This window comes from Burkholderia sp. AU31652, from assembly GCF_002223155.1.
GTDB lineage: Bacteria > Pseudomonadota > Gammaproteobacteria > Burkholderiales > Burkholderiaceae > Burkholderia.
The window spans coordinates 439,836-455,376 of the sequence record NZ_NKFG01000003.1; the positions used below are offsets into that span (position 1 = coordinate 439,836).

Annotated in this window: 17 protein-coding genes and 1 tRNA gene; 8 read left to right on the forward strand and 10 right to left on the reverse strand. The window is 62.0% G+C overall.

All coding sequences use genetic code 11. The features are described 5' to 3' along the window. The first annotated feature begins 132 nt into the window (after positions 1-132). From CFB40_RS04645 to CFB40_RS04655, 3 genes are all read left to right on the forward strand, one after another. Positions 133-462, forward strand: a complete 330-nt coding sequence (locus CFB40_RS04645; RefSeq protein WP_254600200.1) for a YkgJ family cysteine cluster protein — start codon at positions 133-135, stop codon at positions 460-462. Then, complete coding sequence (locus CFB40_RS04650; RefSeq protein ID WP_071334060.1) at positions 459-1,040, forward strand: DUF1439 domain-containing protein; 582 nt, start codon at positions 459-461, stop codon at positions 1,038-1,040. Before CFB40_RS04645 ends, CFB40_RS04650 begins: the two co-directional genes overlap by 4 nt. A gap of 81 nt (positions 1,041-1,121) precedes the next feature. After that, on the forward strand, positions 1,122-1,952 hold the full coding sequence (locus CFB40_RS04655; protein WP_039367732.1) for an undecaprenyl-diphosphate phosphatase: 831 nt from the start codon (positions 1,122-1,124) through the stop codon (positions 1,950-1,952). Between the two features lie 111 nt (positions 1,953-2,063). Here the strand turns inward: CFB40_RS04655 and trmB are convergent, their stop codons facing one another. The 6 genes from trmB to CFB40_RS38975 form a co-directional block, all read right to left on the reverse strand. Further along, the gene (gene trmB / locus CFB40_RS04660) at positions 2,064-2,831 is read right to left on the reverse strand and encodes a tRNA (guanosine(46)-N7)-methyltransferase TrmB (RefSeq protein WP_089430717.1); all 768 of its coding nucleotides are present in this window, start codon (positions 2,829-2,831) and stop codon (positions 2,064-2,066) included. Positions 2,832-2,965: 134 nt separating this feature from the next. Beyond that, positions 2,966-3,040 (reverse strand) — tRNA-Gly (locus tag CFB40_RS04665). A gap of 128 nt (positions 3,041-3,168) precedes the next feature. Beyond that, positions 3,169-4,011: a hypothetical protein gene (locus CFB40_RS37755; RefSeq protein WP_143329812.1), complete on the reverse strand. Its 843-nt coding sequence runs from the start codon at positions 4,009-4,011 to the stop codon at positions 3,169-3,171. 14 nt (positions 4,012-4,025) lie between these two features. Continuing rightward, positions 4,026-5,630 (reverse strand): hypothetical protein, encoded by a 1,605-nt coding sequence (locus CFB40_RS37760; protein WP_143329813.1) that lies wholly within the window; start codon positions 5,628-5,630, stop codon positions 4,026-4,028. Between the two features lie 512 nt (positions 5,631-6,142). Beyond that, positions 6,143-7,222, reverse strand: coding sequence for an HNH endonuclease (locus tag CFB40_RS38970; protein ID WP_256976546.1), 1,080 nt, complete (start codon positions 7,220-7,222; stop codon positions 6,143-6,145). 52 nt (positions 7,223-7,274) lie between these two features. After that, positions 7,275-7,607 carry a hypothetical protein gene (locus CFB40_RS38975; protein WP_256976547.1) on the reverse strand — a complete coding sequence of 111 codons (333 nt, stop codon included), beginning with the start codon at positions 7,605-7,607 and terminating at the stop codon, positions 7,275-7,277. Here CFB40_RS38975 and CFB40_RS04685 point away from each other — a divergent pair. Beyond that, a complete protein-coding gene (locus CFB40_RS04685; protein WP_089430719.1) occupies positions 7,590-7,904 on the forward strand; it encodes a hypothetical protein in 315 nt (104 codons plus the stop codon). The two genes, CFB40_RS38975 and CFB40_RS04685, sit on opposite strands and share 18 nt — an antisense overlap. Positions 7,905-7,965: 61 nt before the next feature. Here CFB40_RS04685 and CFB40_RS38980 read toward each other — a convergent pair whose 3' ends face one another. Further along, positions 7,966-8,100: a hypothetical protein gene (locus CFB40_RS38980; protein ID WP_256976548.1), complete on the reverse strand. Its 135-nt coding sequence runs from the start codon at positions 8,098-8,100 to the stop codon at positions 7,966-7,968. Positions 8,101-8,338: 238 nt separating this feature from the next. Continuing rightward, entirely contained in the window at positions 8,339-9,067 is a 729-nt protein-coding gene (locus CFB40_RS04695; protein ID WP_089430720.1) for a DUF5343 domain-containing protein, read from the reverse strand. Between the two features lie 893 nt (positions 9,068-9,960). Between CFB40_RS04695 and CFB40_RS04700 the strand changes: the two genes are divergently transcribed. From CFB40_RS04700 to CFB40_RS04710, 3 genes are all read left to right on the forward strand, one after another. After that, positions 9,961-10,305, forward strand: coding sequence for a cupin domain-containing protein (locus tag CFB40_RS04700; RefSeq protein ID WP_006752094.1), 345 nt, complete (start codon positions 9,961-9,963; stop codon positions 10,303-10,305). A gap of 342 nt (positions 10,306-10,647) precedes the next feature. Continuing rightward, positions 10,648-11,112 (forward strand): hypothetical protein, encoded by a 465-nt coding sequence (locus tag CFB40_RS04705; protein WP_089430721.1) that lies wholly within the window; start codon positions 10,648-10,650, stop codon positions 11,110-11,112. 116 nt (positions 11,113-11,228) lie between these two features. Beyond that, the gene (locus CFB40_RS04710; protein WP_089430722.1) at positions 11,229-12,389 is read left to right on the forward strand and encodes a mandelate racemase/muconate lactonizing enzyme family protein; all 1,161 of its coding nucleotides are present in this window, start codon (positions 11,229-11,231) and stop codon (positions 12,387-12,389) included. Here the strand turns inward: CFB40_RS04710 and CFB40_RS04715 are convergent. Together CFB40_RS04715 and CFB40_RS04720 are read right to left on the reverse strand one after the other, a co-directional pair. Continuing rightward, positions 12,375-13,019, reverse strand: coding sequence for a LysE/ArgO family amino acid transporter (locus CFB40_RS04715; protein ID WP_089430723.1), 645 nt, complete (start codon positions 13,017-13,019; stop codon positions 12,375-12,377). The two genes, CFB40_RS04710 and CFB40_RS04715, sit on opposite strands and share 15 nt — an antisense overlap. Positions 13,020-13,074: 55 nt before the next feature. Beyond that, positions 13,075-14,007 (reverse strand): LysR substrate-binding domain-containing protein, encoded by a 933-nt coding sequence (locus CFB40_RS04720; protein WP_089430724.1) that lies wholly within the window; start codon positions 14,005-14,007, stop codon positions 13,075-13,077. A 169-nt stretch (positions 14,008-14,176) separates the two neighbouring features. On the opposite strand from CFB40_RS04720, the gene CFB40_RS04725 reads away from it, so the two are divergent. After that, positions 14,177-15,499 carry an MFS transporter gene (locus tag CFB40_RS04725; protein WP_089424702.1) on the forward strand — a complete coding sequence of 441 codons (1,323 nt, stop codon included), beginning with the start codon at positions 14,177-14,179 and terminating at the stop codon, positions 15,497-15,499. Positions 15,500-15,541 lie beyond the last annotated feature (42 nt).

A 15,541-nucleotide genomic window follows, 5' to 3' on the forward strand; every position in this document is an offset into this window, starting at 1 on the left:
GAGTATATAAACGCGCGATTGGGCTGCATTGTGTAATAACGTCGCAGCCGGCGATGGCACAATGCGGGGTAGGGCTGCCGGCACCGCGTCCGGTTGCCGCACCGTTTTTTGTTGTTCGTTCGAGAGAGCCGAGTGTCCGTCGAATTGCCTGTCCGCCCGGCACCCGCCGATGTCCCGCCGCCGCATGCGTGCCGCGAGGGCTGCGGCGCGTGCTGCATCGCGCCGTCGATTTCCAGCCCGATTCCGGGCATGCCCGACGGCAAGCCGGCCGGCGTGCGCTGCGTGCAGCTCGGCGACGATCTGCGCTGCCGGATCTTCGGCCGCCCCGAGCGGCCCGCGTGCTGCTCCGGGCTGCAGCCGGCCGCGGACATGTGCGGCGCGTCGCGCGACGACGCGCTCGCGTGGCTCACGCGTCTCGAGGCCGCGACGCGGCCGTCGCAACCAGGAGAGTGTTCAGCATGACCGCACCTTGCGCGCCCGGCCGGCGCCGTTTTCTTGCCGCAACCGTCGGCGCCATCGGCGTGACGCTTTCGCTTGCCGCGTGCGCGTCGACGTTCCCGTTCATCCCCGATCACTACACCTTCTCGCGCGGTGACGTGCAGAAAGCCGTCGCGCGCAAGTTCCCGTACCAGAAGACGGTCGCGCAGGTCGTCGACGTGTCGCTCGCGAACCCGGCCGTCAACCTGCTGCCCGATCAGAACCGCGTGGCCGTGCAGCTCGACGCGCATTTCGTGAGCCCGTTCCTGCGTGCGCCCGTCAGCGGCAAGTTCACCGTGTCGGGCCAACTGGCCTACGACGCGCCGAGCCGCTCGGTCGTGCTGAGGTCGCCGGCCGTCGACAGCCTCGCGCTCGACGGCGACGCGCAGATGTACGCGCAGCAGGTCGGCGCGGCCGCGGGCCTGCTCGCGACGCAGTTGCTGACCAACTATCCGATCTACACGTTCAAGCCCGAACAACTGCAATTTGCCGGGGTGAACTACGAACCCGGTACAATTACGATTCTTACAAACGGCATACGCGTGGCCATCGTCGAAAAGTGACGGCGCACCGCGCTCGGCCGGAGGGGGGCCGCGCGCGGAAGAGTGGCCCATTCATTCGACCATTTCGGAGTTGGGCCACGGATGGACTGGATCCTGATCTGCAAGGCTTTGATCCTCGGCGTCGTCGAGGGGCTGACGGAATTCCTGCCGGTGTCGAGCACCGGTCACCTGATCGTCGCGGGCAGCTTCCTGAATTTCAACGATTCACACGCGAAGACGTTCGACGTCGTGATCCAGTTCGGCGCGATCCTCGCGGTCTGCTGGGAATACCGGCAACGGATCGCGTCCATCGTGTCCGGGCTGCCGAGCCGGCCCGACGCGCGGCGCTTCACGCTGAACGTCGTGATCGCGACGATTCCCGCCATTGCGCTCGGCCTCCTGTTCGAGAAGAAGATCAAGGCCGTGCTGTTCTCGCCGGTCCCCGTTGCGTTCGCGCTCGTCGTGGGCGGCGCGATCATCCTGTGGGCCGAGGCGCGGCAGCGCGAGCGCAGCGAACCGCCGCGCGTGGTGTCGGTCGATGCGCTGACGCCGCTCGACGCGCTCAAGGTCGGCATCGCGCAGTGCTTCGCGCTGATTCCCGGCATGTCGCGCTCGGGCTCGACGATCATCGGCGGGATGCTGTTCGGCCTCGACCGGCGCGTCGCCACCGAATTCTCGTTCTTCCTCGCGATCCCGATCATCTTCGGCGCGACGCTCTATGAAACCGTCAAGGACTGGCAGGCGTTCACCGTCGATTCGCTCGGCCTGTTCGTGCTGGGCGCCGTCGCGGCATTCGTCAGCGCGTTCGTATGCGTGCGCTGGCTGCTGCGCTATGTCGCGTCGCACGATTTCACGGTGTTCGCGTGGTACCGGATCGCGTTCGGGCTGTTCGTGCTGCTGGTCGGGTACAGCGGCTGGCTGAACTGGGCGTGACGCGAACACGAAGGCGGGCGCGCCTTCCATGAAAAAAGCCCGATCGGCGTAGGCCGGTCGGGCTTTTTCTTGTCCGGAGCAGGGCGGCGTGCGCCGCCTCGGCGGGAGGGCTCAGCCTGCGCGCTTGCGGAACACCAGGTCCCACACGCCGTGGCCGAGCCGCAGCCCGCGCCGTTCGAACTTCGTCACCGGGCGGTAGTCGGGGCGCGGCGCGTAGTCGGAGGCCGTGTTTTCGAGCGTCGGCTCCGCGCCGAGCACGTCGAGCATCTGTTCCGCGTAGTTCTGCCAGTCGGTCGCGCAGTGAATGTACGCGCCGGGCTTCAGGCGCGACGCGAGATGCGCGACGAGCGGCGGCTGGATCAGCCGGCGCTTGTGGTGGCGCGCCTTGTGCCATGGGTCGGGGAAGAAGATGTGCACGCCGTCGAGGCTTTCCGGCGCGAGCATGTGCTCGAGCACTTCGACCGCGTCGTGCTGGATGATGCGGATGTTCGTCAGATCCTGCTCGCCGATCAGCTTCAGCAGCGCGCCGACGCCCGGTTCGTGCACCTCGACGCCGAGGAAGTCGTCGCCGGGGCGGTTCGCGGCGATTTCCGCAGTCGATGCGCCCATGCCGAAGCCGATCTCGAGGATGCGCGGTGCGCTGCGGCCGAACACCGCGTTCCAGTCGGGCAGTTCCGGCGCATACGGCACCACGAAGCGCGGGCCGAGTTCGTCCATCGCGCGGCGCTGGCCGGTCGACACGCGGCCGGCGCGCGTCACGAAGCTGCGGATGCGGCGGTGGTGCAGCGGATTGACTGCGTCGGCGCCTTCGGCGGCTTCATCGGGAATGGCGTCGTCGTGCGGCGGCAGGCCGGCTTCGTTCGGATCGTCGTGCATCATCGGTGACAGAGAAAGGCTCGGTTGCGGGCGAGGGCCCGTTGCGCGCAGCAGTGCGCCGGGGGAACCGGCACATGGTACAAAAAAGCCGCCTTCGACGAGGCGGCTCATGCGCAGGCTGCGATGCAGCCGGAAAGTGGAGCGGGCGATGGGAATCGAACCCACGTCATCAGCTTGGGAAGCTGAGGTAATGGCCATTATACGACGCCCGCAGAACGCGCAATTCTACAGGGGTTCGGGTGGGGATGGCAAGCGGGAGGTTTTGGGCGGTCGCAGCGAAACTGGCATGGCTGGATCGTCTGCCGGTGGCGTCGTCCGTTGTGTGCACTGGGGCGGCTTGTTATTGACTGTTTTGGAGGTACTCTGTTGGAACAACGGCAGGGTAGAGGTTAGCCATCTCCTTCAACCATCGCGTTGCAGCCGATTGTGCTGCCTTATCATGTTCCGCGCGTGCGCGGGCAAGTCGTTTGGCCTGTTTCCCGCGCGGCTTATAACCTCGTTGACGCATGCGACTGTCGGCCCAACATCGTAGACTCATTGAGCCGACGCCACCATCAAATTGACCTAGATGCTGCACTTGTCCACTAGCGCCAGTATTGACATACGCCCAAAAGTCTCCAGTGCTTGGATCTTGCCATACAAGGCATCCATATGGAGCAACGGAAAACGGTGCAGCAATATTTCCGCAATATGTAAACGTCGCGCTGCTGGGACTGGCGGCGATGTAATAGGCGGGCGTTACGAAATCAGAAACTGATACTCCGTTGACAGAATAGGAGTTGCCCTGACATGGGTCGCATATCTCCTTGAGAAAATTTACGGATTGCCCATTGTTTAAAGTTCCCCCTACGAACGCGCTGAAACTGGGGTCAACCAGCATCTCAAGCACTTCATGACTGACCGTGACGCTCCACTCTCCGTCATCGCTGACAAGTGCGTATGGTTGATTAGCCTGATCGTGTCCAATATGAACCCCCATGTGTCCGTTCGGATGGTTGCTCACAATTGTTACGCGCTGGTAGTCGTACGGGACATCAGAAGGGGTCGCATACGCGGTGATCGTTCCGCTAATCGACCAACACGAGGCGTGTTCGTTTACCTGCCGTTGGACAGCGCCCGCTACTCTAGTAAGTTCTGAAAGATTGATGCTTGAGGAAAGTGACAACAGGGCTATATTTGCCATTTGAGTCTCCAGACTCAGTAAATGTCGTCAAACGGCACGGGTTGACCTGCAGCTCGTGCGGCCTCGTTGGCTATCGATTTTTTTTGCAATAGGTTGCTCTGATTTTCGATCACAGCGATTCTCAGCTTAGTATCGTCTTGATTCTTATTATATGAATCAAGAGCTTGTTGATAGTTTTGCTGGGCTTCGTCAACGGCGAGCTTGGCGACTTCGGCGGCGACAATTGCTTGCCGAGAGGCTGTCGCAGCCGTTTGTTCTTGCGTTTGTTTTTCCTTCGCACGAGCATCTCTAGCGACCGGGTCGAGCTGCGACACTACTTCATCTTTTAGCTTGGGGGTTACGGCGGCAACGGTCGGTGCGAAGAATGCAGCGACCGCGTTGGGTGGACGTTCCTCGGTGATGCTAGCGGAGATCAGGATGTCGCCAGCATATAGTGGTAATTTGAAAAACTCTCCCTGAAGGCATCGGGCAGCACCGTTGGCATTGCTTTCATAATTTTTCCCCGCGCAGTGCTTGTTCCACAATGACTTTGCTGCGATTTGATCACTAGCTCGCTGATCCGCTGCCTTTGCTAACATGTACTCTTGCTTTGAATTAACAAGCTCTAGTGGGCAGGCGTCGTCAGAGACCTTTTGAGCGTCAGGCTTGGCTTTGTTTGCTTTGACAAGTTCGCGGCAGTACAGGCTGTGGGCCTGTACTGTATGTGCCGATTCGGTAGGAGGGGCGGGAGGAGTGTCTGCGGGCAGCACCACAGCTTGCCGCAGCGATAGTGCAGTGTTTGCGCGTTGTTTCGCGATCGCCTGAGTTGCATCGGTTGCTGGTTTCGTAGAGAACCAGCCGTGCAGGCCGCCAAGCAGCGAGCTAGTGCAAGATGCGCCAATCTTCACACCAACACAGTCTTGCTGCCCTTTGCCCTGCTCGACACCTTGAAAGTCAAACTCGGTGCTTGCGAAGGCCGTATTGTTTGACCAGTCGGTGAAAGTCACCGCGATTTTATAGTTTCGATGCCTGGGGCCGAACAAGCCGTTGTGCATTGCGAACTGCCCAATATAGATTGCGCGAGGTTGAAAGGCTATAGATTTCTTGTCGTCCCCAACGATCATCGAAGTCTCGAAGTAGAATTCTGGATTATCAGCAAGCCATACCCCGGTGCTAACTACTGCAGGATCGTTGCTGTCGACAGGGTTGAAATTCGCGAGTATGGATTTGAGAACTAGATCATCGGAATGTGATGCTGTTTCGGGTTTCTTATTGACGAATGTTCCTCGAACAATAATCAGACAAGCAATGGCTGGATTGACAAGAACGTCTCCGGCAATGCCGATCTGGTAGAACTGTTTCTGGATAGCCGGTGGCACACTGAGCACCTGATCTTTTTCCTTTGCGGCTTCTGTGACAAGTCCGCTGGCTTTATCAACCACCGACTGTACAAGAGGCGCAATGGCGGCTGACATCAGAGCGGCGACAATTGGGGCGAATGCGCCAGGGCTCGCCGTTGTAGAGGCAGGCGATGTAACAGGACATTGCTGTGAAGTGAAAATCCGGGTTTCCACCTGTCCTGCAAAGGACGACTGGACGCCGGCTAGAGTGGCGAGAATCGCAAACGAGAACAATTTCATGAGCCCTCCGATGGATGGGTTCACTGCTGGCTGCGAATGCAGGTAACGATTATATGTGCCACCTAGCTTTTCAGCAGCGGCGCTGCTGCTTGGTATGAGGAATTGCACAAGTGCGAAAACTTGCGAATCATTGGTTTCCCCGTGTTGTGTGTGGGTTGATGTTCGAGTTCAGTACCCAGTTTTTTGCATTTTCTAAAAAGGTAGCAAAACTCTCTGAGATTTACTAGAGCTCTCGATCGCGCGACCGTTTTCGCCTAGTTGTCATCTATCACCTATCGGGGGATTGTGGCGGCATGGATGACACCCAACACCCCAACGATTTCCCGACGTTGACCGACGAGCATATTTGCGAGCTGGCTGCGGCGGTGTGTGACGATTTCGGCGGCGACCTCCCGCGAGCAGCTTTCATGGAGAAACTGCGGTTGCTTCTCGAAGACGTTCCAACGTGGATGCGAGGTTCATCGAATCAACGTGGGCGACATATAGCGGTCGCCCACCCAATTCCTGAGATTCTACTCGCGCACCAGCTCAGCGACCTTTTCATAGAGCGTTTCTCGGTATGCACGAGCATTTTCCGAGAAGTGGAGCCGTCGATGGCAGTTCGGGCAAACGGCGACCGCATTCTCTGGCGTGTCCGATCCGTCGTCCGCAAGTCTGCGGAGATGATGGACCTCCAGAAATGGGAAGCCGTCTGCGCCGATAAACGGAGCCGGCTGGTCGCAAGCTTCGCATGTCCCATTTGCTCGCTCCAGCACCCATGCTTTGACCTGCGGATCCCGCACGACGCTGGTCGTGGTTGATGTAGTTTTTTGGGGCGTTTTGCTTCCTGCGGGGCGTTGTTTCAGCGTCTTGCGAAGCTTGGCGACCGTAGCTGCTTCGGTAGCCCTCGGCGATTCGTGGCGGCCTTCCAGTTCGCAGATGAGCGTTTCTATCTGCTCAGTGACCCTAACCCCCACGTTCTTTGCCGGTGGGAGGCCGGGTATCCAGTCCCGTCCCATGAGAGCTAAGACATGAGAGATGTTCTGCATCCGGTATTCGCATGACTTCTCGGACCGGCCAATTCCCGCGGAGAGGTCTCGATAGACCTGCTTCTTTACAACGGGTTGCCCGTTCCGGAGCCGACGTGCCATGTCGAGATACGCGACGACGGACGCTCTCAATTCTGGCTCGGCCCAATCCGATTCAAGCCGATTTTCTTCATCGATCCTTCTCGCCCAGTCTTGCATCAGAAGCAGGCACGTCGCTTCGTCCTGGACCCAAAGATACGAACCGCTGTAGTCACTATTGACCTGCAATAGACTCGGATTACACCCATGTCGCAGGGCGAACTCGACCTTGTCGAAGTTTGGAGGAGCCTTGGCGCGATTCTTCTCGAACCGGTACAAGCAAGCATATGGGGGATTATGCCCCCAGAGGTCCTCGCGCATATTCCCGACGTGGACGCCGCGCCAAGTGATGCGCAGAGTCTTTCTCTGGACATTCGGACCTTGCGTTGTGGGAGCGATAGTAAAGCCGGCGGCTTCCAGCGCATGGATGACGCTCAGTGCGAATGTATTCGGTGGGTTGCCCGTATAGTTTGAAAGATCAGCCATGGAATAGTTTGATCCGAGTGAGTGCAACGTTTGTCGCTGCAAGACTTGATTGTTACTTGCGCCGTTTGCTCTTGGTCGAATGCTTGGCCTTGAGCATGTCGGCGAACTGCTGAACGAAATTCACGACGAGTTCCCGCTCGTTGCTATCCAATCCATCGAGCGCATCTGCGATCATCGCGAGTTGGTCGTCCGGCCGTTTCGATCCTCGTTGCAACAACTGATCTACCGAGCATTCCAGCGCGTCGCTGAGCTGCTGGGGCCGATGCAAGGTCGGTAGCCGTCGTGTCGGCCGTGATTGCTCGTCGCCGTTGCCCCGAAGGTTGATCTGCCGGACCCTGGGCGCACTTTCAACGAACGGAGTGTGATCATGGTCGATCAGAAGCAAGGTGCAACGAGCAAGGACGAGAAAGCTGGCAAGCCGGTTGCTGCTGATCAGAAGCAGGACGCGGCCTGGAACTCGACGGGGAACGATACCGCAGCGAAGGCGGCACAAGCGACGGCGGCCCCGCCGACGAAAATGGAACTGGCGATCGAAATCTACAAGCGGATGCGAGCCGTCAAGGATGTGACCCGGAAGGACATCGTCGAAAAGTTCATCGCCGAGGTGAAGCTGACGAAGGCCGGCGCGAGTACTTACTATCAGCTGATCAAGGACAAGCACGAGCCACAGGGTAAGAAGTGATTCCCTTCCGGCAGCAAAAAGAAGCGGGCTCCCTCGGGAGCCCGAATCGTTCCGTTGTTGATCAGTCGAAGTTGAAACTCAACTGACCGGGTGCGGACCGCCAGTGCGAGCACACATGTTCCAGATTGCCGAAGCGAATCCGGGTGTAGTTACGCACGAAGACGGTCTTTGCCTGCTCGAGAGCGAGGTTGGGCATAAACCCCTCCATGTAAGGAGGTTGAAAGCGATTCTTGCCCCCAGCTCCCTTGTCGCGTAGACTACAAGGGTTATCGGCAGATAACTGTGGGTGACAGAGGCACGCCTTAACGCGCTGTCTTCTGCTCGCCGGCGCCTCCAACGTTTCGATCTCCTGGCAGAGATCAAGGTGTTGGGGGCGTTGTTTTTTCCGGCCCGGCTACTACGAGCTATGTAACCGGGGCCGAGTCATCTTCTTTTCATTCTTTCCCTTCGGGCTTAAAGCCCTTCCAGCGTTGGATGTAAGCCCCGAGCATCGTTTGCAGCATTGCCCAATCGTCAGCATCTAGGCCGGCTGGCACAATGATTTTCGCAGTGGACTTGCCGGGCAGAGGAATCGAAAAAACCTCGAGTCCAGGGGCAACCTCATCCGCTGAGTCAATCACCTTCCCCGCGTTGACCTGGGATTCGTCGGTGCCGACTTTGCCTTTCTTCCCCCTCGTGCCGCCATTGGTGCCTTTCGGTGCTGCGGGCGCCTTGACGTGCGGAGACACTGGAATTCCGTATTCCTTGGCTGCGGAGAGGAAAAACGCGATGGTCTTCGTGAGGGTGCTTCCGTTGATTCCCCACGTCTTGAACTTTTCCATCACTTGACCCGAGCTGGCATGGCTCAAATCAAATTCGGGGTCGTCGAACAGGAAGCCATACGACTCGCGAAAGATCCTGTTAAGTGGTTCCTTACGCGCGTCGTCGTCGGCTAAGACAATGCTTTTGAAGTGATCTTTGGGTTTTCCGGTGTCGTCAATGAGCCCAAGAAAACGGAGGGCCGAGATCGTGCCGGATTGCTGAGAACCGGATGCTTTGGGCATCAACGTCTTGTCGATGCGCATCGGTACGGTGCCCATATCCCGCAGTTGGTTCAAAAACGAAGTGAGCGAGATGTGCGAGATAACAGGGGGCGTCGCAACTTTCTCTTTGCTGCTGGCCATGATTCATCCTGCGGAGTCATCGATGGCACAAATGTACCACCAAACTTGCTGCTGTCAAATGCCCCGTTGCAGAGATATTTTCGAAGGTGTGTCTGGTGTGAATTCGCGTGAATTGGAGTGAATCAGAGCGAATCAGAGTGAATGGCTGGTGTGGTTGCGCTCTCGCAAACGTTTGTGATTTGCATAAAGTATTGATTTTATTGAATTTTTATTTTTTGCGAGTGCGATGATGTGTCTGTTTGGGGATCTTGCTCTGCTTGCGGCGTACTTTAGGTGGGTAGCTTGGGATTGCGGTCGGTGTGGTTGTCAGATTGGCGTGTAGTGTCGCGTATGCTCGTCATTTCGTGCAGTGGGGTGGAGGGAGTTCCGCTGGAACGCATCAATGGATGCGTGCGCGACAAGTCAGCCCGACTTGCAGCTTCTCGAAATTATAGCTGGGGTGAAAACTGGCATCGCAGTGAAGCCCGCATGAACAGCGGTTCTTCGTGCAGCCGGGAGAAATTATGACGTGAGAATGCGCGTAGACAGTGGCTCTGATTATCGCGCTGGGGCTTGGGAAGCTGAAGTAATGGCCATTACACGACGCCCGCAGAACGCGCAATTCGACAGGGTTTGGCCGAGATGTGGCAAGTGGGCGGTTTTGGCCGCCGGCTTCAAGGCCCGCACGACGCGAGGGAGGTGCGGTGGCACCGCCGGAAATGGTCGTCAAAAAGGGATCGGCTCGAAGCGGTTCGTCGGCGTAACGCGCAACGCGGAGCCGAACGAACGGCCGAGTGCCCGCCCGAAGGCCCGTGTCGAAAATAGACGAGTCCGCGTCGGACGCATACAAGTCCCCAACACGCTTTCGAACTAACGTGACAGGCCTCTTACACGATCGTTAGTCTGGAGCCGACATGTCCGATTTCATCACCGTTCTGCGCGAAACCTGCCCGACCCCGGTCCTCGATGCGACCAAGTGGAAGCGTATCGGCGGCGATCCGCACACCGTGAACCTGAACGCCTACCTCTCGAAGGACGGCAGCAAGATCATGGGGACCTGGATCTGCACGCCGGGCAAGTTCGAGGTGAACTACGAAAAATGGGAGTACTGCCACTTTCTCGACGGCTACTGCATCATCACGCCGGAAGGCGAGGAGGCGGTGCACCTGAAGGCCGGCGACGTGTTCGTGATCGAACCCGGCATGAAAGGCACGTGGGAAGTGGTGGAAACGGTGCGCAAGTACTTCGTCTTTGCCTGAGCGGGCCGGTCGATTCGAGCGACGCATCCCTGCGTCGCTCGATCCCTTCCCGGTTCCTGGGGCCGGGAGGGCAAGCGGAGGATTCCGGCTCAATAGAACGCGTTCCGGTTCGGAAACAGCTCGCCGAGCATGACCGCGTTTCTTTCAGCGAGGCTGAGCACGCGCACATATCAAGCGTCGTTCCCGAAAGGGCCGGAAGTGCCGAGTGTGCCGATTGCATGGCCCGACGTCGCGCCCGGTGCGGCCGCCGGAAACCCATTGCCACCCGCCCGCGCCATTGCGCGGCGCCGGTGTTAATCTTCCGCCCATCCCCGCTGCCGCCCCCGACCCCAAAGGCCTCCCATGGAAAGCTGGACGATCGGCATCCTGCTCGGCATGACCACGATCCTCGTGCACACCGCGGCGATGGTCGGCCTGGCGGTCGTCGCGCGCCGGCTCCGCGAAGCGCTCGACGTGCGCCGCGACGACATCCACCAACAACTGCGCCAGGTGACGGGCATCATCGCGCTGATCTGCATCGCGCTCGGACTGCTGCATACGCTGGAGGCGATCGCGTGGGGCGCGACGCTCGTGCAGGTCGGTGCGATCGGTTCATTCAGCGATGCGCTGTTCTTCTCGATCGACGCGATGTCGACGCGGGGCGCGTCAGGCATCGTGCCCGCCGCGAACTGGCGAATGCTCGGCGCGATCGAATCGTCGTGCGGCGTGCTGCTGTTCGGGATGTCGACCGCGTTCATCTTCGCCGTGATCCAGGCCGACTTCTCGGCGATCACGCAGCGGCTGCAGCACGATCGTCCGCCCCGGTAGCGCACGCCTGCAGCCTGCGGCGACAGCGCCTATGATGCAGCGGTCCGCCCACTGTTACGGCCGCATCGCGTACGTCGTTTGCCAGCGTCTCGGCTGCCACCTTCGGAACCCCGACCATGCGCATCACCGCGATCCACGAACAAGCGATTCCCGTGTCCCGCTATGCCGACCCGGCGATCCCGTCCGGCGGCCTGACGACGAGCGTTGTCGCGGTCATCACCGACGTCGTGCGCGATGGCCGCCCGGTGACAGGCTGCGGCTACGCGTCGATCGGCCGTTTCGCGCAGGGCGGCCTGATTCGCGAACGGTTCGCGCCGCGCCTGCTGGCCGCCGCCGACTCACTCGCCGACGAGGCCGGCACGAACCTCGACCCGTTCCGCGCATGGCGCGCGATGATGGCCGGCGAGAAGCCGGGTGGGCACGGTGAACGGTGTGTCGCAGTCGGCACGCTCGACATGGCGATCTGGGATGCCGCCGCGAAGATCGCCGATGTGCCGCTCGCTCGCTTTCTCGCCGACCGACTTGAACGGACGGCCGCACCACGCGTGCGTGTGTACGCCGGCGGCGGCTACCGCTATCCGCATGACGATCTCGCGCGTCTGTCGGACGAAATGCGCCGCATTGCCGATCTCGGCTACACGCACGCGAAGATCAAGATCGGCGGCGCGGATCTCGATCAGGACCGCAGGCGCATCGAAGCAGCCGCAAGGCAATTAGCGGACAGTTCGCATCTCGCGGTCGACGCGATGAACACGTACGACGCGACGACCGTCGGCGCGGCCGCCGCGATGCTCGCGCCGTTCGATCTCTGGTGGTTCGAGGATATCTGCGATCCGCTCGACCTGCCGCTCCAGGCGGACATCGCCACGCGCTACGCACCGCCGATCGCGGCCGGCGAGGCGCTGTTCTCGCTCGCGGAAGCGAAGCTGCTCGACCGCTACGGCGGCCTGCGGCCCGAGCGCGACGTGCTCGTGTTCGATCCGGTGCATGGCTATGGGCTGCCGGGCTATCTGCAGATCGTCGAACACTTCGCATCGCGCGGCTGGCGGCGCGATGCGTTCTGGCCGCATGGCGGCCACCTGTTCTCGCTGCACGTCGTCGCGGCGCTCGGGCTCGGCGGTGCGGAAGTCAGTCCGTTCGCGTTTCATCCGTTCAGCGGACTGGCCGATGGCGCAAGCGTCGACGCCGGATACGCACGCGTGCCGCAAGCGCCGGGCATCGGCTTCGAGCGGCATGCCGGCGCGCACGACGTGTTTCGCACGTTATCGGGCCGCTGACGCCCGCAGTGCATCGATCGCGAAACGCACCGCGAAGCCGAGCATCATCACCGCGACGAAGCAATCGAGCATGCGCCATGCGAGCGTGCGGGCGAACCACGCGCGGCATGCGCGGGCGCCATACGCGAGCATCAGGAACCACGCGAGCGAAGCCGTCATCGAGCCGATCGCAAACGGCGCGCGCGCGGCGGGCGTATGGCTCACGATCACGGTGCCGAGCAGCAGCACGGTGTCGATCCACGCATACGGATTGAGCAGCGAGACGGCGGCGGTCGCGAGTACCGTGCGCGAGCGCGTGGATTCGCTGTCCGTGCCCGGACCGTCGACGTGCTCGGGCTGTCGTCGCCGGATCGCCGAGCGCAGCGCAAGCAGGCCATAGCCGGCGAGATACGCGATGCCGGCCCAAAGCGCGGCCGATACCACGCCGGGATGTCGCGACAGCAACGACGACAATCCCTGCGCACCGAGCACGATCAGCAGTGCGTCGCTGCCTGCGCAGACGAGGGCGATGGAAAGCAGATGGGGGCTCGAGATCGAGCGCTTGATGACGAAAGCGTCCTTGGGGCCGACGGACGTGAACAGCGCGGCGCCAAGCAGCAGGCCTTCGGTGAAGGCAGAGGTGTCGAGCACGAGCGGGCCGACAACCTCTTAAGCTGAACCGGTGAGGGTTACGATGAACGAAACGTTAAGGGGCGCCCGGGGGCGTTGTCAATGCCCACTCGGGCCGCTGCCCGAGCGTGTCGAACAGCCGGACGATCTCCGCCTTCACCTTCTGCACCGCGTTGCTGACGAGCGCCGTATCGTGCCAGCACAGCGACAGGTCGCGCGCGAACAGCCGGTGCGCGACCGTCGACAGCTTGAGCTTGCGCTCCTCGATCTCGACGTGCGCGGCCGTCCACGGCAGGATCGTCACGCCGAGCTGCGCCATCACGGCCGCGAACAGCAGGCCGGTCGAGCTCGCCTCGAAGCTGATCTCGTACGACAGCCCGGCCTCGCGCATCGCCCAGTCGACGCGGTTGCGGATCGTGTTCGGCGCGCTCGGCAGCACGAGCGGCATCCGCGCGATCGCGTCGAGCGGCACGGGATCGTCCGGCACCGGGAACCCGGGCCACGTGATCAGGTACAGCGTTTCCGTCAGCAGCCGGTGAACCGCGATGCCGCGCGTGTCGACCGCGTCGACGACGATCGCGAGATCGAGCCGCGTGCGTTCGAGCAGCGTGTCGAGATCGGCGCTCGGCGCCTCGATCAGCTCCAGCATGATGCCGGGAAAGCGGTCGCGCACCGCGCGGGCGAGCGGGATGGCCAGCACGCGCGCGGTGCTCGACGGCATCCCGACCGTCACGCGGCCCTGCGGCGTGTCGGCATCGCGGCGCAGCAGCTCGCGCGTGCCGTCGGCCTGGCGCAGCAGCTCGAGCGCATGCTGGTACAGCGTGCGGCCGGCGGCGGTCGGCGCGACGCCGCGCACGCTGCGTTCGAGCAGCTGCATCCCGAGATCCTGTTCGAGATTGCGCATCTGCTGACTGACCGCCGGCTGCGCGACATGCAGCGCCTCGCTCGCATGCGTGACGTTGCCGCATTCGACGACCTTCACGAAATAGCGCAACTGCCTCAAGTCCATCGTCGCCCCTCCCGATTCGAGCCATAAGCGAATCCGATCGAGCGAGATGAATATCATATTTTTCCCCGATCGATGGTGTTTCTATACTCGTCTCACAAAAGAGCCAGCCTGCCGGCCATCCCGGACCGGACGCGGCAAAAGCGCCGGCCCCGCCGGCAAGGAGACGAAGATGTTCAAGGCGATCGACGCGCCGGCGGCCGGCGCGAAGCCGCGGCGCACGCCGCTCACGCGCGAGCAGGTCAAGGGCTTCTGGGCCGTGTATGCGGGCTGGGTGCTCGACGGCGTGGATTCGGTGATCTACGCACTGGTGCTGATTCCGGCGCTGACCGAGCTGCTGCCGGCATCCGGCATCGCGGCGACGCCCGCGAATCTCGGGATGTACGGCTCGATCCTGTTCGCGCTGTTCCTGATCGGCTGGGGGCTGTCGTTCATCTGGGGGCCGCTCGCCGACCGCTTCGGCCGCGTCCGCACGCTCGCCGCGAGCATCCTGATCTACTCGGTGTTCACCGGCGCAGCCGCGTTCGTGCACGACGTGTGGGCGCTGGCCGCGTGCCGGCTGATCGCCGGGATCGGCGTCGGCGGCGAATGGGCGCTCGCGGGTACCTACGTCGCCGAAAGCTGGCCGGAAGACCGCCGCAAGATGGGCGCCGGCTACCTGCAGACGGGCTACTACTTCGGCTTCTTCATCGCGGCGTGCCTGAACTACACGATCGGCGCGACCTACGGGTGGCGCGCGATGTTCCTGTGCGGCCTCGCGCCCGCGCTGCTCGCGGTGTTCACCGTGATGCGCGTGAAGGAGCCCGGCCAGTGGCGCCGGCATGACGCACGCGACGGCGACGTGGCCGACGCACGGCGCGCCCATCCGCTGCGCGAGATCTTCGCGCCGGCCTTCCTGCGCCGCACGGTGACGAGCGCGAGCCTCGTCGGCGTCGCGATCGTCGGGCTGTGGGCCGGCTCCGTGTACGAGGCGAGCGCGGTCAGCACGCTGGCGGCGCGTGCGGGCATCGACCACATCGGCGCGATGCGGCTCGCATCGATCGGCGCGGCGATCCTGTCGTGCGCGACGATCGTCGGCTGCCTGGTGGCGCCGTGGCTGTCCGAACGGCTCGGCCGGCGCACGGCGCTCGGCGTGTATTTCGCGGGCATGGCCGCATCGATCGTGTTCGCGTTCGGCTGGGCGTTTTACCAGCCGAACGGGCTCGCGGCGTTCATGGTGTCGCTGGCGTTCCTCGGTTTCTTCGGCGGCAATTTCGCGATCTTCTCGCTATGGCTGCCCGAGCAGTACCCGACGCGCGTGCGGGCCACCGCGTTCGCGTTCAACGCGTCGGTCGGCCGTTTCATCGGCGCGGGCGTGAACTTCCTGCTCGGCGCCGCGATACACGGCTACGGATCGCTCGGCGTGCCGGTCGCATGGACCGCGGCCGTGTTCGGGCTCGGCATCCTGATCCTGCCGTTCGCGGTCGAAACGCGTCATCAGACATTGCCCGAATGAGCGGCACGCCGCGATCGTCCGCCAACACGCCACACCTCGTCA